This is a genomic window from Actinoallomurus sp. NPDC050550 (genome assembly GCF_040655075.1).
GTDB lineage: Bacteria > Actinomycetota > Actinomycetes > Streptosporangiales > Streptosporangiaceae > Actinoallomurus.
Map to the genome: position 1 here is coordinate 28105 of NZ_JBFAJC010000079.1, position 19393 is coordinate 47497.

The window sequence follows — 19393 nt, forward strand, 5'->3', positions numbered from 1 at the left end:
AGGAGAAGTCCATGCCCGACCGTCAGGTTCCGATAGCGATCGTGGGGATGGGCGCACTCATGCCCGGCACGACCGACGTCGACGGTTTCTGGTACACCATCATCGCGGGCCGCGACCTGATCACCGACGTCCCCGAGACTCATTGGCTGGTGGAGGACTACTACGACCCCGACCCCGCAGCCGAGGACAAGACCTACTGCAAACGCGGCGCGTTCCTGCCGCAGGTGGATTTCGACCCCATGGCCTTCGCGATTCCGCCCACCATCCTGGAGGCGACCGACAACGCTCAGCTACTGGCCATGGTCGTCGCCGAGCAGGTCCTCAACGACGTGGCCGAGGGACGAGGTGAGCGGCCACTCGACCGGGAAAGCGTCAGCGTCATCCTCGGCACCGGGCAGACCGAGCTGTTCGGGGAGATGGAGAGCCGCAACCGGCGACCACTCTGGATGAAGGCACTGTGCGAGCACGGGATCGCCGAGCCCGAAGCCAAGGCGATCTGCGATCGCATCGCCGCCCACCACCTGCCCTGGCGGGAGGCCTCCTTCCCCGGCCTGCTGGGCAATGTGGTGGCGGGCCGGGTGGCCAACAGGTTCGATCTGCACGGTACCAACTGCACGACGGACGCGGCCTGCGCCGCTTCCCTCGCTGCCGTCTCGATGGCCGTGGACGAGCTGAGCCTGGGCCGCGCGGACATGGTCGTCACCGGCGGCGTGGACACCCTCAACCACATCGGTTCCTTCCTGTCGTTCAGCAAGTCCCTCGCGCTGTCTCGCACCGGCGACTGCCGTCCGTTCTCCGACGCCGCAGACGGGACGATCCTCGGCGAGGGCATCATCATGTTCGCGCTCCGGCGGCTGGAGGACGCCGAAGGCGACGGCGACCGGATCTACGCCGTCATCCGCGGCGTCGGCTCCTCCTCAGACGGCCGGGGCGCGGCCATCTTCGCTCCCGTTCCGGCCGGGCAGGCCCGGGCGCTGCGCCGCGCATACGGTGCGGCGGGTTATGACCTCGGTACGGTCGGGCTGGTCGAGGCGCACGGGACAGGCACGACGGCCGGCGACGCCGCCGAGGTGGCGGCGCTGCGGGAGGTGGCGGCCGATTCCGGGCGCACCGATCGGCAGTGGTGCGCCCTGGGCTCGGTCAAGTCTCAGGTCGGCCACACCAAGTGGACGGCCGGCGCGGCCGGGCTCTTCAAGGCCGCGATGGCGCTGCACCATCAGGTCCTGCCTCCGACGATCAAAGTGGACCGTCCCGATCCCGGGCTCGGGCTGGAGACCAGCCCGTTCTATCTGAACACGACGGCACGGCCCTGGGTGCACAGCGCCTCCCACCCACGCCGTGCTTCTGTGTCGAGTTTCGGATTCGGTGGCACCAACTTCCATGTAACGCTCGAGGAGTACACCCCTGGCGGCGGCCGGGCGGCCCGGCGGTCGCGTACGGCTCCGACGGAACTGGTGCTGGTGTCCGGACCGACGCCGCGACACCTGGTGGAGCGGATCCGGGGACTGAACGCAGGCCGGGCACTGGCCGACCTCGCACAGCATTCCCAGCAGCGGTTCCGGCCCGCCGACCAAGCGCGGCTCGCGGTGGTCGCCGCGGACGCCGTGGACCTGGCGGCCCGGCTCCAAGAGGCGGCCGCGGCGATCGAACGGCGGCCTGGGGAGGCCTTCTCCACGCCGGAGGGCGTCCACTACGGTGCCGGGCGACCCGGCAGCGGACGCCTGGCCTACCTGTTTCCCGGCCAGGGTTCCCAGTACGTCGGCATGAGCGGTGAGGTGACCATGCACTTCCCTCGAGCGCAGGCCGTCTGGGACCGGGTCGACCGGCTCTGTCCCGCTGACGATCTGCTTTCCCGGGTGGTGTTCCCGGTCTCCGCGTTCGACGAGGCCGGGCGTGAGGATCAACGGCTCCGGCTGCAGGCCACCCACCAGGCTCAACCCGCGCTGGCGGCGCACAGCCTCGTACTCCTGGACCTGCTGCACGCGCTGAACCTGCGCCCTGACTGCGTGGCCGGGCACAGCCTCGGTGAGCTCGTCGCGCTGCACCAGGCCGGAGTCTTCGACGCCGACACCCTGATCGGGCTGGCGCGACGGCGCGGTGAGCTGATGCGGGACGCGGCCGCTGCCCCGGGGGCGATGCTGGCCGTGGCCACCGGGGCAGCGGAGGTCCAAGCCGTTCTGGAGGCCTGCGACACCGACCAGGTGTGGATCGCCAACCACAACGCGCCGAAACAGCTCGCACTGTCCGGCGCGGTACAGGCCCTTGAGACCGTGCGACAGAAACTCCTCGCGGGCGGGATCACCAGCACCTACCTGGACACCGCCGCCGCGTTCCACAGCCCGCTGGTCGCAGCCGCCGCCGAGCCGTTCTCGGCCGCGCTGGCCGACGCGCAGATCCTGCCCCCGCAGATCGATGTGTACGGGAACGCTGACGCCGCGCCCTATCCCGCCGAGGCGGCGCAGATCCGCCGCAGGCTCGGCAGCCAGCTGCTCACCCCGGTCAGGTTCGCCGACCAGATCGAGGCGATGTACGAAGCCGGCGTCAGGACGTTCATCGAGGTAGGCGCAGGCTCCGTGCTCACCGGGCTGATCGGCGCAATCCTCGCCGGGCGCCCGCACTGGGCGGTCGCCCTCGACCGGCGCGGCGGGCACGGCGTGACCTGCCTGCACGAAGCGCTCGCCGGCCTCGCCGTACGCGGTGTCCCACTCGATTTCGCGGCGCTCTGGGAGTCCTACCGGCCCCCCCGGCGGAGCACGGTCCCCGAACCGGCCAGGACAAGTGTCAAGCTCAGTGGCGCCAACCGCAGCGAGCCCCCGGCCACCCGCCCGCAGGAGCGGCCGCCGTCCTCGGCCGGTCCGGATGCTGTTCACCGGCAGGCGCCGGAGCCTCCCCCATCCCCGGCCGAACCTGCCTGGTTGCAGATCGTGCAGGAGTCCCAGCGGCAGACCGCTGACACGTACGCCGCCTTTCAGCGGGTGATGGCCGACTTCCAGCAGTCGATGGCCGACAGCCATCAGGCTTTCATGAAGACCGCGGAAGCCTCGTTCACCATGATGAGCACCTACCTGGGTGGTGGCGGCGCCCCGCCGAGCCTGCCTTCGCCCAGCCTGCCTTCGCCCAGCGTGCCTTCGCCCAGCCTGCCCTCGCCCAGCGTGCCGGCGCCGGCACAACCGCCCCCCGAGATCCCCCCTGCTCCGGCGGCGCCGGTGCAGGAGACGGCCGCAGACCTGGACATCGAGTCGCTGCTGCTGAGCGTGGTGGCAGACAAGACCGGCTACCCGGTGGACATGCTGGAGCCGAGTATGGACCTCGAATCTGATCTGGGCATCGACTCGATCAAGCGAGTGGAGATCCTCTCAGCGATGCGGGCGGCGGCCCCTCACCTGGCCGGCGCGGACATCTCCCAGCAGGCCGGTCTCGGCAAGCTCCGGACCATCGGTGCGATCGTGGAGCGGCTTGGCGCCCCGCTCTCTGGTCAGACCGCGGTGACCACGCGACTGGTGGTCAAGTCAGTGCCCGAACCGGCGCCCGGAATCGCGATGGCCGGGCTCGGCGACACCCCGCTGATGATCACAGATGATCTGGGCGGGGTCGCCCCGCTGGTCGCGGACCTGCTGGCCGCGCAGGGCATCGCCGCAGAAATCGTTGCGGAGGTGCCCAAGGGCGCCCGCGGCGTCCTCTACCTCGGCGGGCTGCGCGAGGTCACCTCGGTGGAGGAGGCGATGAGCATCCAGCGGGCGGCGTTTCAGGCCGCCCGGGCGGTGGCGCCGGCGATGACGGCCACCGGCGGGATCTTCGTGACGGTCCAGTGCACCGGTGGCGACTTCGGCCTCACCGGCACAGACGCGGCCGGTGCCTGGCTGGGCGGGCTGGCGGCCCTCGCCAGAACCGCCGCCCGGGAATGGCCCAAAGCCTCGGTCAAGGCCATCGACAGCGCCCACCGGGACCCGGACGCCGCCGCCACCGCGATCGTCCAGGAGCTGACCACCGGTGGATCGACCCTGAACGTGGGGCTGGGCGCGACCCGGGTGACCCTGCGGGAGCAGGAGATTCCGGCCGTGTCCGGGCCCGGCCCGGCCCTGGGTGAGCTGGTCATCGTGGCGGCCGGTGGTGCGCGGGGAGTGACGGCCGCGGCGTTGCTCGAACTCGCCGGGAAGTACCGGCCCAGGCTCGTGCTGCTGGGGCGCACCGCCCTGGAGGAGGAGCCGGAAGGGCTGTCAGGCGCGCATTCAGAGGAGGCCCTGGTCGGCATCCTGGCCGAACAGGGCCGGCGGAACGGATCGGTGCCCGACCTTCTCGACCTGGGGAGGCGGGCCCGTCGGGTGCTGGCGGCCCGTGAGGTCCACGCGACCCTGGAGGCGCTGAGCCAGGCCGGCGCGACCGCACGCTATGTCGCGCTCGACGTACGGGACGGCCCGGCGGTCACCCGCGCCCTGGCCGAGGTCCGCAGCACATGGGGACCGATCACCGGGCTCGTGCACGGCGCCGGGGTGCTCGCCGACCGGCAGATCGCCGACAAGACCGATGAGCAGTTCGACCAGGTCTTCGGTACCAAGGTCCAAGGGTTGCGCCACCTGCTCGCGGCCACGGCCGACGATCCGCTCCGGCTGCTGTGCGTCTTCTCCTCCGTGGCCGCCTGCCACGGCAACCCCGGCCAGTGCGACTACGCCATGGCCAACGAGGTCCTCGCACACGTGGCGGCCCTCGAACGGGCCAAGCGCCCGGACTGCCTGGTACGGGCCATCGCTTGGGGGCCGTGGAACGGCGGCATGGTCACCCCGGCTCTCGCGGCCCAACTCCAGGCTCGGGAGGTGCCGTTGATCCCGCTGAGGGACGGTACGCGGGCCTTCCTGCGAGAACTCCAGGACACCTCGGGCAGCACGTCGGTCATCATCGTGGCCGGGCGGGGGCGGCCATGAGTTTCGAGCCGATCGCCGTTGTCGGGCGGGGCTGCGTCCTGCCCGGCGCGCTCGACCCCGATTCCTTCTGGGAAAACGTCCTGGCCGGGCGGACCAGCCTCACCCACGTTCCCGAGGGCCGGTGGGGGGTAGCGCACGGGCGCGTCATGGGAGACTGCGCCGACCGGACCTGGACCGACGTGGGCGGCTATGTCCACGGCTTCGAGTCGGTGTTCGACCCCACAGGCTTCCGGCTCGACCCCGGCTCGATCGGTGAGCTGGACCGGGTGTTCCAGTGGACGCTGTTCGGCGTTCGTGAGGCCCTGCGCGAATCGGGCCAGCAGGAACGCTCGGCCCGAACGGGCCTGGTGCTCGGCAACCTGTCCTACCCGTCGGCCGCGGCGGCACGCTACGCCGAGGACGTGTGGCTCGACGGCCGGCACGCGGCCCCTCGTCCCGATGCCCGCAACCGCTTCTGCTCGGGCCTCCCGGCGCAGCTGGCCGCCCGCGCACTCGGCTTCGACGCCGGCGGGTTCGCGCTCGACGCGGCCTGTGCCTCGTCACTGTACGCGATCAAGATCGCGTGTGACCGGCTGCAGGACGCCCGAGCCGAACTCATGATCGCCGGGGGGGTCAACGCCTCCGACAATCTCAACATTCACCTGGGTTTCTGCGCGTTGGAGGCGATGAGCCGCACCGGCCGGAGCCGGCCTTTCCACCGTGACGCCGATGGCCTGGTACCAGCCGAAGGCGCGGCGTTCGTCGCGTTGATGAGGCTGAGCGACGCGCTGGCGGCGGGCGCCCCGATCCACGGCGTGATCCGCGGAGCCGGCCTCACCAACGACGGCAGGGCCGCCAGCCTGCTCTCGCCGGCCGAGCAGGGGCAGACCCGGGCGATGCGGCTCGCCTTCCAGGCCGCAGGACTCCCGCCGCAGAGCGTCTCCCTGGCCGAATGCCACGCCACCGGGACGGCGGCCGGCGACGCCGTGGAGGTCCGGAGCATGGCAGAGGTGTTCGGTGGTTGCGCGGACCTGCCCATCGGCTCGGTCAAGTCGAATGTCGGTCATCTCATCACCGCGGCCGGCGGAGCCTCGCTGCTGAAGGTGCTCGGCGCGATGCGGGCGGGGGTGCTCCCGCCGACCCTGAACGCGCAGCAACCCCTTGAAGATCTGGCAGGGACACCGTTGCGGCTGCTGCATGAGGCCGAGGAATGGCGGGGACCCAGGCGGGCCGTGATCAACGCCTTCGGCTTCGGCGGCACCAACGCCCACCTCATCGTGGACGCTTGGGATCCGGACGCCACCCGGACTTCGATCCCGATCCGCCCCACGCTGCCGGAGCCCTCGCAGATCGCGGTCGTCGCGGTGGGGGTACAGGCGGGGCAGGCCGATTTCCCGTCGGCGCTCTTCCAGGGCGGGCCGCCTCGCAAGCCGATGGAAGTGGTCGAGGTATCCCTGGAGGGCCTGCGGGTCCCGCCGAGTGATCTTCAGGAGGCGCTCGCGCAGCAGGTGCTGATGCTCGAAACGGTCCGTGACGCCGTCCGCGGTGTCAGTCTGCCGGCTCAGCGGACGATGGTCGTGGTCGGGGCGGGCTGTGATCTCGAAGGGGCACGGTACCTGGCCCGGTGGCGGGCGCCCGATCCGGCCTCCCAGTCGGCCTTCGCGCCGCCGCTGACCGCGGCGGCGGCCCTGGGGATGATGCTGAACATCGTCGCGAACCGGATCAACGCCCAGCTCGACCTCGGCGGCCCTGGCTACGCCGTCTGCGCCGAAGAGGCGTCCGGGCTGGTCGCCGTCGAACTCGCGGCCCGGGCGATCAGGACCGGCGAGGCGGACGCGGCGGTGGTGGGCGCGGTCGACCTTTCCGCCGAACCCGTGCACCGGGCGGCGCTGCGCGAACTCGGCCTCGACCGGGTCGCCTCGGACGCCGCGGTGGTCCTGGTGCTCAAACGCCGCGGCGACGCCCGCCGTGACGGCGACCCGGTGATCGCCCTGCTCGAGGACCGACCGAGGGCCGTGCCCGACCTGGTCGTCGGTGATCGTCACCTTGGCGCCCACTACGACCCCGCGGAACAGTTCGGCAGCGCGCATGCCGTACAAGGGCTGCTGTCCCTCGCCGTCGCGGCGCTCGCGCTGCACCACCGTGCCCTACCCGGTCAGGGTCCTACCCCAGACCTGCGCACTGCGGAAGCAGTCACCGCCCCGCTGCAAGCCGATCCCGTGCGGGTGCGCTTGCGGGCGGCGGACGTGGCGGCGGGAGTACCGGCCGACACCGCCGCGCTGGTGGGCGAGCGGCCCGCCGATCGTGGCGCCGTGCTGCGGTGGGCGGCGCACCGGCCGCCGGTCGTGCTCCCGCAGCCGCAACCGGCCCGCCTCGATCCGGTTCTGGTGGCCGCAGTCCGGCACCAGGGCCGCATCCACGAGCTCCATCAGGAATTCCTCACCAAACAGGCCGATTTCCAGGCCCTTCAGGCCGAGGTGCACACACGGTTTCTCCAGTCACGGCTGCGCGCCGAGGCAGCGTTCCTGCGGGTTCCCGCACGGGCGGCCACGACCTTCGACCGCAGCCAGCTGGAGAGGCTCGCCACCGGCCGGATCTCGGCGGTGTTCGGCCAGCGGTTCGCGCCACAGGATGGCCATCTCCACCAGACCCGGCTTCCGGCGCCTCCCTTGCTGCTGGTGGACCGGGTGACCGGCCTCGACGCGGTGCCTGCCTCGATGGGCACCGGGACGATCTGGACGGAGACCGACGTACGTCCGGACAGCTGGTACCTCGACGGCACCGGGCTGATGCCGCCTGGTCTTCTGGTGGAGAGCGGGCAGGCCGACCTGCTGCTCATCAGCTGGCTCGGCGTCGACCTGCTGAACCGGGGCGAACGCCGCTACCGGCTCCTCGGTTGTGACCTGCGGTTCCACGGCAGTCCGCCGGGGCCGGGCGAGACCGTCCGCCATCAGATCGGGGTGGACGGGCACGCCGAACACGACGGTGTCCGGATCTTCTTCTTCCACAGCGAATGCCGGGTCGGTGGCTCGCCGCGGCTGACGGTCGGCAACGGGCAGGCGGGCTTCTTCACCGATCAGGAACTCGCCGAGTCGACGGGCGTCCTGTGGGATCCCGCCGCATCCGCGCCCCCCGCAGGTCTCCAGCTCGATCCGCCGGCGATCGACGGCGTGGGTCGCAGCTTCGATCACCAAGCGGTACGAGCGTTCGCGTCGGGGCATCCCGCCGACTGCTTCGGTCCCGGATGGGCGGCCACCCGCGCCCACATACGCAGCCCGCGGATCGACCAAGGGCGCATGCTGCTCCTCGGCGAGGTGACCGAGCTCGATCCGCGGGGCGGTCCGTGGGGCCGTGGGTATCTGCGGGCGGAACTGCCGATCACCCCCCACGACTGGTTCTTCGACGGGCATTTCCTGAACGACCCGTGTATGCCGGGGACCCTGATGATGCAGGGGGGCCTGCAGGCCATGGCGTTCTATCTCACCGCGATGGGATTCACCATCGAACGCGACGGCTGGCGGTTCGAACCCGTCCCCGACGAGACCTTCCGGATGCGGTGCCGAAGCCAGGTCACCCCGGCGAGCCGGCTGCTGGTCTATGAGGTCTTCGTCTCGCAAATGTCGGCTGGGCCATGTCCGACGCTGTTCGCCGACGTGCTGTGCAGCGCGGACGGGATCGCCGCCCTGCACGGCGAGCGGCTGGGACTGCGTCTGGTACCGGACTGGCCGCTGAGTCACTGGCGCGAGCTGTCGGCCCCCGCCGTGCAGAAGACCGGTGACCCGGTGCCCCCGGCCACGCTGGGTGGCCTGCGGGGCCACCGGGAGTCCAAGCCGGTGGCCGAAGCCGGGGGAATCCCCTACGACTACGCGGCGATTCTCGCCTCCGCGTGGGGCCGGCCGACTGAGGCCTACGGACCACGGTTCGCCGCCTTCGACGGTGCCCGCCGGGTGGCGCGGCTGCCCGGCCCGCCGTACCAGTTCATGACCCGGGTGACCGGCCTGGAAACGCCGGCGGCCGGCGGGGAGGTCGGCAGCCGTATCGACGTCGACTACGACGTGCCCGACGAGGTCTGGTACTTCGAGCAGAACGGTCACCAGGTGATGCCGTTGTGCGTGCTCAGCGAGGTGGTGCTCCAGCCCTGCGGGGCGCTCGCCGTGGCCATCGGCACCACACTGGGCTCGCAGACCGATGTGTTCTTCCGCAATCTCGGCGGCGACATCACGGTCGAGGCGGAAGTGGGGCCGCAGACGCGAACTCTCCGTACCCGGGTAGAGCTGCGCAGCCACGCACAGCACGACGGCGTGATCATCCAGGGGTTCGATCTGGAGTGCCTCGCGGACGGACAATCCGTCCTGAGCGGTTCGGCGACGTTCGGCTTCTTCCCCTCGGAGTCCTTCGACAACCAGGGCGGCCTGCCTCCGGCACCTGCCGAACAGGCGGCGTTCGCCCAACCCTGCGACTACCTGGTGGATCTGACTCAACGGCCCGCCAGATACTGCGGCGGGCGGTTGCGGCTGGCCGGCCCGATGCTGCTCATGCTCGACCGCGTCACCGGCTACTGGCCACAGGGCGGTGCGGCGAGGCTGGGTCGGTTGCGGGCGGAGAAGGACGTCGACGCCGGTGAATGGTTCTTCAAGGCCCACTTCTTCCAGGACCCGGTCCAACCCGGCTCCCTGGGCCTCGAGTCCGTGTGCCAGCTTCTGCAGTTCTACATGATCGAACGAAACCTGGGCGTGGGCATCGCCAACCCTCGGTTCGAACCGGTCATGACCGGGCTTGCACTGTCCTGGAAGTACCGGGGGCAGATCACGCCGACCGACGGGCGGGTGACCGTCGAGGTCGAGATCACGCGGATCAGCCAAGACGATCACGGTTGCCTGGTGACCGCCCAGGCGTGGCTGTGGGTGGACGGCCGCCGTATCTACCAAGTCCAGCGGATCGGAATGCGCATCGTTTCCGGCTCGAAGGACGACACCTCACCGGCCGTGGCAGAGCAGGTCCTCGATCCACGGCACGACCCGTGGCTGTCCGATCACCGGCCGACCTGGACCGTCCCCGCGCTGCCCATGGCCTCGGTGGCGGACCTGCTGGCCAGGGCCGCCACGGACTACGCGGGAACCGAGGTGCGCGTACTCGAGGATCTGCAGATCTCCGGCTGGCTGCTGGTACCCGGCACGGTCCGGATACGCACGAAAGCCCAGCACACCAGGAGCGGAATCCAGCTCACCCTCATGGCGTGGCGAAAGACGCAGGCGCGGTGGGAACCCATGGCCACCGCCGTCGTCCCCAGCGGCGAGCAGGCGCCTTCGTCACCCGTTGCGTTCGCGCCCCTGGCTGACGCGCTGCCGCAACCCGACCCCTATCAGACCGGGACGCTGTTTCACGGGCCGAGCTTCCAGTACCTGCTTTCCCTGCGGACGGGACCGGCGGGAGCCTCAGCCGTCCTTGACGCCGGGCGAGGCCGGGTGCCAAGAGGCCTGCTGGCTCCCGGGCTTCTCGACGCCGCCCTCCACGCCATCCCGCATGACAGATTGTGGCTTTGGGCACCCGAGATCGGCCACGACCAGGTCGGTTTCCCGCATCGCCTCCTCCGCCTTGAGATCTTCGAACGGTTGCCCGATGAGGGTCTTGTGGAGGTGGAGGCACGGTTCGCGGGCCTGTCGGGCACCGGACCGAGACTCCCGCGCATAGACCTCCAGCTCCAGTCTCAGGGCAGGGTGCTGGCGGCGGTCAGCCTGGTCGAGGCGCTGCTGCCGTTGGGGGCTTTCGGCGATGTCACCGGTGCGGAAAGACGCGCGTTCCTGCGCGATCTGACCTACGTGAACGGACTGGGGGTCTCGACCGCCGAGGGCGACGAAACGGTCCTGTCGGTTGCCGGGCTGGAGAAGTACGACTGGCTGCAGGGCACCGTGGCCCACGCATACGGGCTTTCGCCGCAGGCGCTCGCCCGGGACCATCTCGCGGACATCGCGATCAAAGACCATGTCGGCCGGCTGAGGCGAGTGCATCCGTCCCGGGTACAGGCGCAGGCCGAACGGCACCGCCTCCAGGTGATCGAGCAGGACGGCACGGTCCGCGTACGCAGCGTTTCGGCGAGCACAGGAGACTCAGGTGGCAGCTGATCATCCGCTCCGAGCCTTCGATCGCGGCTTCCTCGCCTACCAGGCACGCAACCCGCAGGTCTCACTCGGCACCGGAGCGGTGCTGGTGTTCCCCGGGCGGCCGCCCTCTCTCCAAGACGTGCGGGAACAGCTGTGGGGCAGGCTCTGTGAGCTGCCCCCGATGAACTGCCGCCTCGACGGCGGCTCCTGGCGGCAGGCCCGCTGGACACCGGCCGGCTCCGCCGACCCCACCCTGCTGATCCGCGAGCACCTCACACCCGAACTCGGCAGTGCGATCAACGAGCTGCTGAAGGAACGCTTCGAGGGCCCCCTGCCGCTGTGGCGCTGCTGGCTCGTCCACGGATACTCCGATCAGGAATTTGCCCTGCTCTACCTCGGGCACCATGCGCTGCATGACGCGCCGGCGATACGGCGGATGGCCGACGCGGCGCTGGGCCCAGCTCCCAAAACCGATCCGCTGCTCGTTCCCACACCCCAGAGGCCGAGCCTGTGGGCGACCGCCCGCGGCCTGGCCAACAACGTGCGGTCGCTGGTGCCCGTGGCCACCCAGACCGCCCGCGACGATTTCATGCACGAACGCCGCCTGTCCTGGGGATTCATCTCAGGCCTGGAACTCAACGCCATCGCCCGTAAACATGATGTGACCATCAACGACGTCTTTCTCGCGGGGCTCACCGGAGTACTGCGTGCCTGGCCGGACTCTCCCTGGCACGCCGGCCGTACCCTGTGGGCGCTCGTGCCCGTGAACACCAGAAACATCGGGGAGGGCAGCCACAGTGGCAACCGCCTGTCGGCTTTCCGGGTTCGGCTGCCGTGCGATGAGGAAAGGCCGCTCAGGAGGCTGGAGGTCATCGCGGACCGGACCGCGCATGGGCTGCGGCGCGGGCACCAGGATGCTGAGCGCGGGCTCCCCTCGATGACCCCAAAATGGTTCGGCCAGTTCGCTGTCGGCCGTGCCATGAGCTCCCGGTACGCGCAGCTGCTCACAAGTTGCTTCCCGGTAGTTGGAGGGGCGCTCAGCCTGGCGGGAAGACCGGCGACGAAGGTCATCCCGGCGCTCATCCTGCCCCGCGGCCATCACTTCTCGGCGGGAATGGCCATCTCCCCAGACCACACCTGCGTGGCCTTCTGCGCCGACTCGAGTCTTGCCACGGCCGACGAACTGCCGGCCAGGTGGCTCCGATCCATCCAGGAGCTGAAGAATGAATGACCTCACCACCGGCCGGGCCGTCCTGCTCAAGGAAATCCAGGAGCTGTTCGGCGCGACGCTCGGATATCCCGCCCAGAGCATCAGCGAGGAGCACGACCTGGCAGTCGACCTCGGAATGGACTCACTGAGAAAAGCGGAGCTGGTGACCCTGCTGGCGCGACGGTACGGATTCCCGGAACCGCAGGACATGCTCGATCTCAACGCCTACACCACGGTGAGCTCGGTCATCGACGCGGTCCTGGCCGCCAGGGACCTGTGAGATGGTCACCGTGCCGCCGAAACTCGGCATAGCGGGTATGGGCTGCCGGACCGGCCCGTACCAAACCGTGGCCCACCTCGAGCGGGCGGTCTACGCAGGACGGGTGGTCGGGGCCCGTCCGACCAGCCCGTCGCTGCTCGTCGCGGTCGATGAGGCCATGCGCGACGCGGGATGTGAACCCGGGCAGCGCATCGCCGTCATCCTGGCCCCCGGCCGGGAAGACGCTGCCGAGCAGATCGTGGAACGGTGGCAGCTCACCGGCCCCTGCTCGGTGACCGCGTGGGAAAGCGCGATCGACTCCGCACGACGGCTGATGCTCCAGCCCGGCCTGGAGGCGGTATTGATCGCCGCGGCTTCCCCAGAGGGAGCGGGAGCTTTGATAATCACCCGGTCACCGGTCTACGCTCGCATCGATGCACTGATCACCGAGTCCGGCGGACCGGCGTCTGCCGAGGTCGAGTACCTCGAACCCTTCACCGACAATCCGGTCATCGCTGTCATCAAGGCGGCTCTGTGCCTGCACCACGCCTACCTTCCCGATGGGAGCGGCCCCTGGCCCCGGCCGTCCCGGCACAGCCCACGCCGTGCGGCCGTGCGCCTCGGGCCCTCAAGTCACCTCCTACTGGCCGGCGCCACCTCCCGAGGCGACCTTCAGGTCGTTGACTGGGCACGCGCGGAAGGCTGTCTGGTGCTGCCGGTCACCGGCACCGACCTTCGCGACCTGGTCGACCGGGTCGGCACGACGGGTGAAGCGCTCCGGGCCGGGGCCAGCGTCGCCGACCTCACGCACGCCAACCTGGCCCGGTCACCCGGCTCCGCTCTCCGCGCGGTGTTCTGTGCCCCGGACGTCGCGGGACTGGAGCGGGAACTGGCCTTCGCAAGCAAGACCATGGGCGCGGCCAAGAATGAATGGAAGACCCCCAAAGGCAGCTATTTCACACCCGCACCGATGGGTCCCGCGGGCAAGGTCGCCCTGGTCTATCCCGGGGCCTTCAACGCCTATCCGGGTCTGGGCATCGACATGTTCCGCTACTTCCCGGGCCTGCTGCCTCGATTGGAAGAGCAAACAGACCGCCTGGCCGACCTGATGCGCCACCGCCTGATCTACCCCCGGGCCGCACGGCCGGCGACCGATACCGGGTCCGCGTTGCTGAGCGACCCGGCCGAGGCCTTCGCGGCGGTGTCCTACTTCGGATATGCGCAGAGCCAGATCGTCGGACTGCTCGGCGTGCCGGTGCACGGAGCGTTCGGATACAGCCTGGGCGAGGTCAGCATGATGTACGCCTCGGGCTGCTGGGCGCCGGCCGACGCCCATCTCCAGGACCGGGCGGTCCGCGCCGAATCGCTCTTCGAGGACCAGCTTTCCGGTGCGAAGCTAGCGGTGCGCACCGCCTGGCGCATCCCGCAAAGCGTCCCTTCCGCCGAGATCTGGGCCACCCACCTGATCTTCGCCGCTGCCGCAGACCTGCCGCTGGGACGATTCGACCGCGTCTATCTCACCCAGGTGAACACTCCGAATGAGGTCATCATCGCAGGCGACCCGAAACAGTGCCGGGCACTGATCGAAACCAGCGGCTGCGACGCCCTCCGACTGCCCACAGACCTGGTCATGCACTGCCCCCTGGTCGACGAGACCAAAATGGCCGCCAGCCTGAGGCGAGCCACGATCGCGCCGCCCTTCGGCACAGAGCTGTTCATCTCCGCGTCCTACCGCCGGATCGACGAGTTCACCGACGACCAGGTCGCAGACGCCCTCGGCAGAAGCGCGGCACGGACCGTGGACTTCCCGCGCCTGGTCCGCACCGTTTACGACCACGGCTACCGCTTCTTCATCGAGGTCGGCCCCGCCTCCTCCTGCACCCGCTGGATCCACGAGACCCTGCACGACACCCCCCACCTCGCCGAATCAATGGACCACCGCGGTTCCCGCACCGACACCGACGTCGCTCGCGTCGCCGCACGGCTGTTCTCCCACGGCGTCCCCGTCGACATGACCGCGCTCAGCCCCGGCCGGTGAACGCTGTCGCGTCTCGATGAGCCCGCGCTCGGGGCCTCTTCCCGACCTGGACACTTAGGAGAGGGTGGAGTTCAGGCGGCACACGGTGGTGATCTGCGGCATCAACTCCGAGAAGGGCAGATGGTGTGAAGGTGTACAGCCCCCACCCTGTGCCGCTCGAATATTGAGTTACGTGGTCTGAGCTGGGGTTAAGCGGCGTGGTGATATTCGTTGATCACTCCCGCGACAACGGGTTTTCGGCGGACGCGGATCGCGGGTCGGCCACGTCCCAGACGGGCTGCGTTTCGATGTCCGGGGCCGCTGTTGCCGGGATTGGTGCGGCCGGTGGCGGTTGTAGTGGATCAGGTACTCGCGGAGTACCAGTGCCAGGTGGCGTTCGCCGAGAATCAGGGTCCGGTCCAGGAGTTCGCGGCGGAGGGTGCCGATGACGCGTTCGCAGATGGCGTTCATCCGTGGCGTCTTCGGCAGAGTGGTGATGATCCGTAGCCCTTCGGACTTGAACACCTCCCCTCCCCGCAGGCGCGGGGCCGACTCCTCAGATCCGGCGGTGAAGACCACCTTCGTTGCACCATCCCCGCGGGCGCGGGGCCGACGTGCGTGCATAGGTGACCGCCTCGGGCTCTTGGGGACCATCCCCGCGGGCGCGGGGCCGTGTGGGGTGTGGAAACCGGGTTCAGGGACCTTGACCTGCGGCTCCGTGGCCGGGGCAAGGTGGGGTAGAGGGCATCCTCGTTGCTTGTGTCTTGGTCTGTGCTGTACCTCTTGGTCTGTCGATTCCTCCAACTCGTGGTGTTGTTCGGGTGCGGTGACCGTGCGAAGGAGATCGAGATTGTCGCGCTTCGGCACCAGGTCGCGGTTCTGCGCCGTCAGGTCGATCGGCCTGACCTGAGCGACGGAGACCGGGTCCTGTTGGCCGCGCTGTCGCGGTTACTGCCTCGGCCATCGTGGAAGAGCTTCTTCGTGACGCCGGCGACATTGCTGCGCTGGCATCGCCGTCTGATCACCCGCAAGTGGACCTACTCGCGTAGGCGTCCCGGCCATCCTTCTACCCGGGTCGACATCCGCGATGCAGTGGTGCGGTTGGCTTGTGAGAACCCGACGTGGGGCTATCAGCGGATCAGCGGTGAACTCGCCGGAGTCGGCGTCCGGGTACCGCCCAGCACCGTGCGGGACATCCTCAAACGCGCTGGCCTGCGCCCCGCTCCACGGCGCAGCGGCCCCACCTGGGGACAGTTTCTGAAAGCGCAGGCCGAAGGGATCATCGCCTGCGATCTGTTCCACGTCGAGACTGCGTTCCTCAAGCGGATCTACGTGCTGTTCTTCATCGAGCACGGGACCAGGCTCGTCCACATCGCAGGGGCCACGGCGAACCCGACGGGTTCGTGGGTCGCCCAGCAGGCCCGGAACCTGGTATGGATCTGGGCGGCAGAGCCGAACAGGTGCGGTTCCTCATCCGAGACCGCGACGCGAAGTTCACCGGTGTCTTCGATGAGGTGTTCACCTCACTCGGTGCCCGGGTGATCCGGACACCGGTCCGTGCACCGCGGGCGAACGCGATCGCCGAACGCTGGGTCGGCACCGTCCGGCGCGAATGCACCGACCGGCTCCTGATCTACAACGAGCAGCACCTGCGCGGGGTACTCACCGCTTACGAACGCCACTACAACACCCATCGCCCGCACCGGGCACGAGACCGGCGACCGCCCCAACCGCTATCGGCGGCTCCGGCCGACCTGAATCACATTCGGCTTACGCGGCGCCAAGCCGTTTACGGCCTGATCAGCGAGTACCGGAGCGCTGCATGGCCCTACGCGAGAAACCGCAGGTCAAACCCTAGATCCGGGTTTTCACATCCCACAGGCTTTATGACTCGAATATCGGGTTGTGGCGCCGGCAGCGCGACAGTGGACAGTTGACCGTTTCCGGTCCGGCCACCACTCCCCGGAAGGGCAAGTCGCCCGAACAGGCCGAGTTGGAGCGGCTACGTGCTCTTGCTTGCCGGAGTCACCGCCTTGGCCACCGCCGCCACAGGGCGGATCCGCTACGCCCGCACCCGCTTCGCCGCCGTCATCGGCAGTATCGGATTCATCACCCTCGACACGGCAGCACTCGTCGGCCTCACCTTGACCGCCCCAGCGCTTGCTTGGCCCTTGGCCCTCGCCGCCGGCGCCAGCGCCACACGGCTCGCCCTTACCGCCCGCACGCTGCCTCGCATTATCTCCGCCTGACCACCGCCTGCCTTGGCTCGCGGAATCGAAGGCCAGCGGGACATAGGGCGAAGAGGCCGAACCCACGGACTGAAGGTCGAGTTCGACGGGGGCAGTTCCGGTCTGGTGGTGCGCGGGACGCGTCCGGGTTGTCCGGATCTCTTGGAAGTGTTGCCGGACACCCTTTCGGGGGGGTGTGGTTGATCACATGGGCAGATTCGTGTTCCGGTTGATGCGGGTGCATCTCACCCTGGCTGCATTGACGTTCGTCGGGGTGCTGGGCGCCGTGGCCTACGACACCTTCACCGCAGGGGTGGCGCACGCGGCTCCGGTCAGCGGGCGGCCTAGCGGGAAACCCTCCCACCGCCACCCGCCGCCTGGTCGCGAAGGGTGGCTGAAGAAGTTCAGGAAACGGGCCCACGGTGCCGCGCACGCCGCGTCGGCAGGCGGGCCTCCGATCCGGCCTATGAGCGAGAATCGGGGTGGGAATCCCTCGCAGGGCCACCGGGTGTCTGGCGGCGGCGGGTGGTCAAAGGCGTGGAATCGAGCCAGGGCCGAGTACACGATCGGGTCGTGGACATTGCCTAAGGCCGGTAACCCGGGCGCCCCTCCGTCTCTTGACCCACGTCATCCTGACTTCTGGGTCCATCACACCAGGAAGTCGGTGGTGTGGCTGGTCAAGAAGCAGGGCGGCTACCAGCCCACCCCGTCCGCCGCCGTCAGTCGGGCTGTCCGGCTGCGGACGCCGGGTGTCGCGGCGACCGGCGACCGGCTCGGCGAGAGCAGCCACCCGGCCGGCCCGTCCAGGGCGCCGAGTCGGGGAGTTGCTTCCACAGGTTGTCTCTGGGAACAAACCCCGGAGTGGTTGCGGCGTTGTTCAGGTCTCCCGGGTAGGCCGGTCCAGAAACGGTCGGAGCCGAGGCGGCCGGGGGCGTCCTGGGAGCCGGTGCAGGCGCCGTCCAGGCCGGTACCGGGGCGGGCTTGGGAACCTCCCGTCGTCGTGGATCCGCCGAAGCAGCAGAAACCGTTGCCTCGCGTGCCGCAGGACTGCATGGCCGGCGGCCCCCACGGCTGCGGTGGCGCCAACCCGTACCTGGGGATCGTGCCGCCGGTCGACCCGAACGGCGTACCAGAATCCCAGCTGTGGAATCGAGTCAAGGCCGAGTACAGGATCGGGTTGTGGAAATTGCCTGAGCTCGGTGACCCCAGCCCCATCCCTCCGCCTCTTGACCCACGTGATCCCAAATTCTGGGTCCAGAACACCAAGAAGTTGGTGATACGGCTTCTCCAGGAGCAGGCCGACCATTCGGCCCCAACGCCCGCGGACACCAAGGAGGCGGTGGAGGCGGCCCGGGCGAAAGTCAGGAAGGCCAATCGCGACGCGATCTACGCCAGGGCCCGGAACAAGCGCATCGGGTCCCGTAGGACGCAGAAGCTGCGCGACAAAGCCGACAGAGCATTGGCGAAGGCCGAGAAGAAGTTGGAGGCGGCCAAGGCGGCTGACCGGGCGGCCAGGGCAAGGGCCAGGGAAGAAAGACGGCTGGCCGCCATTGAGCCCGAACCCAAGACCGGCACCCAGAACAACGCGTTCGTGACCCCCCAGACCACCCCGTCCGCGGCCGGAGGTCCGGCCCTCGCGCCGCAGACGCCGGGCGTCCCGGCGACCGGCAACCGGCTCGGCGAGGGCAGCCACCCGGCCGACCCGCTGGCCGGCCCGTCCAAACCCGCCCCGGATCCGGTACCGGCCGGGACGGCGCCTGTACCGGCCGGCCCATGGCCTGGCCTGGCTCCCGGGACGCCCCCGGCCGCCTCGGCTCCGACCGTTCCTGGACTGACCTACCCGGGAGACCCGAACAACCCGGCGACCACTCCGGGGTTTGTTCCCGGAGACAACCTGTGGAAGCAGGTCCCCGACTCAGCACCCGAACCCCCCGTCGTCGTGGATCCGCCGAAGCAGGAGAAACCGTCGCCTGACATACCGCAGGACTGCATGGCCGGTTTCGGCCCCAGCGGCTGCGGTGGCGGCAGCCCGTACCCGGGGATCGTCCCGCCGGTCGGACCGAACGGCATACCAGAACCCGAGGTGCCAGAGTTGTTCCCGGGATTGTTGATACCAGGGCTCGCCGCAGCAAGCCCACCGGCCGACAACCCCGCACCCGCGCCGGGACCTGTTCAGCAACACCCCACACCCGAGCCATACCGCTCAGCCCCCAGTTGCTCGGCCGGGGCCGCTTCCGCCGGCGGCTGCGACGGCAGCGCAGGCAACCAGAACGGTAACCGGCTCGGCGAGGGCAGCCACCCCGGCAACCCCTCACCTGGTAACGGATCCTCTGGCGGTACGCCGTCCACAGGCGGCGGCCCTGGGAGTTCGTCGGGCGACGGGAGTTCCTCCGGCGGCGGAAGCGGCAGTGACGGCACCGGCGGCGGGAACGCCGATTCCAGCAATACACCCGGACCCGACACCGGACAGCAACAGGCAGAGCCAGACCAGGAGAACAAGATGGCTCAAGACCACAGCAACGAAGATCCGGCCAAACGGGTGTGAAACCCCACCACCGCCATCGGCCAAGGTGAGCATCGGCTGAGGGCTGCAACCTCGGCCATACCCGCGGGGCCGCGCCCCCCCGCGCGGGGCCCCGGGGTGTGGTGCGCCGGTATCGCGTCTGCGGACAAGGCCGGG

General features: G+C 69.7%; 10 protein-coding genes. 9 read left to right on the top strand and 1 reads right to left on the bottom strand.

Annotation, left to right across the window (positions count from 1 at the left end):
* The first annotated feature begins 11 nt into the window (after window positions 1–11).
* Genes AB0I04_RS50730 through AB0I04_RS50750 form a run of 5 tightly spaced genes read left to right on the top strand, consistent with a single transcriptional unit; the run spans window position 12 to window position 14506 of the window.
* Window positions 12–4919, top strand: a complete 4908-nt coding sequence (locus tag AB0I04_RS50730; protein ID WP_360902612.1) for an SDR family oxidoreductase — start codon at window positions 12–14, stop codon at window positions 4917–4919.
* The gene (locus AB0I04_RS50735; RefSeq protein ID WP_360902615.1) at window positions 4916–11020 is read left to right on the top strand and encodes a beta-ketoacyl synthase N-terminal-like domain-containing protein; all 6105 of its coding nucleotides are present in this window, start codon (window positions 4916–4918) and stop codon (window positions 11018–11020) included. The genes AB0I04_RS50730 and AB0I04_RS50735 overlap by 4 nt, the downstream gene beginning before the upstream one ends.
* On the top strand, window positions 11010–12230 hold the full coding sequence (locus AB0I04_RS50740) for a wax ester/triacylglycerol synthase domain-containing protein (RefSeq protein ID WP_360902618.1): 1221 nt from the start codon (window positions 11010–11012) through the stop codon (window positions 12228–12230). Before AB0I04_RS50735 ends, AB0I04_RS50740 begins: the two co-directional genes overlap by 11 nt.
* Window positions 12223–12489, top strand: coding sequence for an acyl carrier protein (locus AB0I04_RS50745; protein WP_360902621.1), 267 nt, complete (start codon window positions 12223–12225; stop codon window positions 12487–12489). Before AB0I04_RS50740 ends, AB0I04_RS50745 begins: the two co-directional genes overlap by 8 nt.
* 1 nt (window position 12490) lies before the next feature.
* Complete coding sequence (locus tag AB0I04_RS50750; RefSeq protein ID WP_360902624.1) at window positions 12491–14506, top strand: acyltransferase domain-containing protein; 2016 nt, start codon at window positions 12491–12493, stop codon at window positions 14504–14506.
* A 168-nt stretch (window positions 14507–14674) separates the two neighbouring features.
* On the opposite strand, the gene AB0I04_RS50755 is transcribed toward AB0I04_RS50750, so the two are convergent.
* A complete protein-coding gene (locus tag AB0I04_RS50755; protein ID WP_360902627.1) occupies window positions 14675–15139 on the bottom strand; it encodes an integrase core domain-containing protein in 465 nt (154 codons plus the stop codon).
* A 129-nt stretch (window positions 15140–15268) separates the two neighbouring features.
* Here AB0I04_RS50755 and AB0I04_RS50760 point away from each other — a divergent pair, with 129 nt between their 5' ends.
* From AB0I04_RS50760 to AB0I04_RS50775, 4 genes are all read left to right on the top strand, one after another.
* A complete protein-coding gene (locus AB0I04_RS50760; protein ID WP_360902630.1) occupies window positions 15269–16027 on the top strand; it encodes a helix-turn-helix domain-containing protein in 759 nt (252 codons plus the stop codon).
* Window positions 15919–16422, top strand: a complete 504-nt coding sequence (locus AB0I04_RS50765; protein ID WP_360902633.1) for an integrase core domain-containing protein — start codon at window positions 15919–15921, stop codon at window positions 16420–16422. Before AB0I04_RS50760 ends, AB0I04_RS50765 begins: the two co-directional genes overlap by 109 nt.
* A gap of 69 nt (window positions 16423–16491) precedes the next feature.
* Window positions 16492–16734, top strand: a complete 243-nt coding sequence (locus tag AB0I04_RS50770) for a hypothetical protein (protein WP_360902636.1) — start codon at window positions 16492–16494, stop codon at window positions 16732–16734.
* A 1015-nt stretch (window positions 16735–17749) separates the two neighbouring features.
* The gene (locus tag AB0I04_RS50775; protein WP_360902639.1) at window positions 17750–19258 is read left to right on the top strand and encodes a hypothetical protein; all 1509 of its coding nucleotides are present in this window, start codon (window positions 17750–17752) and stop codon (window positions 19256–19258) included.
* Window positions 19259–19393: the final 135 nt, after the last annotated feature.

Coding starts and splice junctions, on each gene's coding strand:
- AB0I04_RS50730 (WP_360902612.1), top strand. CDS start 12: ATGCCCGACCGTCAGGTTCCGATAGCGATCGTGGGGATGGGCGCACTC.
- AB0I04_RS50735 (WP_360902615.1), top strand. CDS start 4,916: ATGAGTTTCGAGCCGATCGCCGTTGTCGGGCGGGGCTGCGTCCTGCCC.
- AB0I04_RS50745 (WP_360902621.1), top strand. CDS start 12,223: ATGAATGACCTCACCACCGGCCGGGCCGTCCTGCTCAAGGAAATCCAG.
- AB0I04_RS50750 (WP_360902624.1), top strand. CDS start 12,491: ATGGTCACCGTGCCGCCGAAACTCGGCATAGCGGGTATGGGCTGCCGG.
- AB0I04_RS50755 (WP_360902627.1), bottom strand. CDS start 15,139: ATGGTCCCCAAGAGCCCGAGGCGGTCACCTATGCACGCACGTCGGCCC.
- AB0I04_RS50765 (WP_360902633.1), top strand. CDS start 15,919: ATGGATCTGGGCGGCAGAGCCGAACAGGTGCGGTTCCTCATCCGAGAC.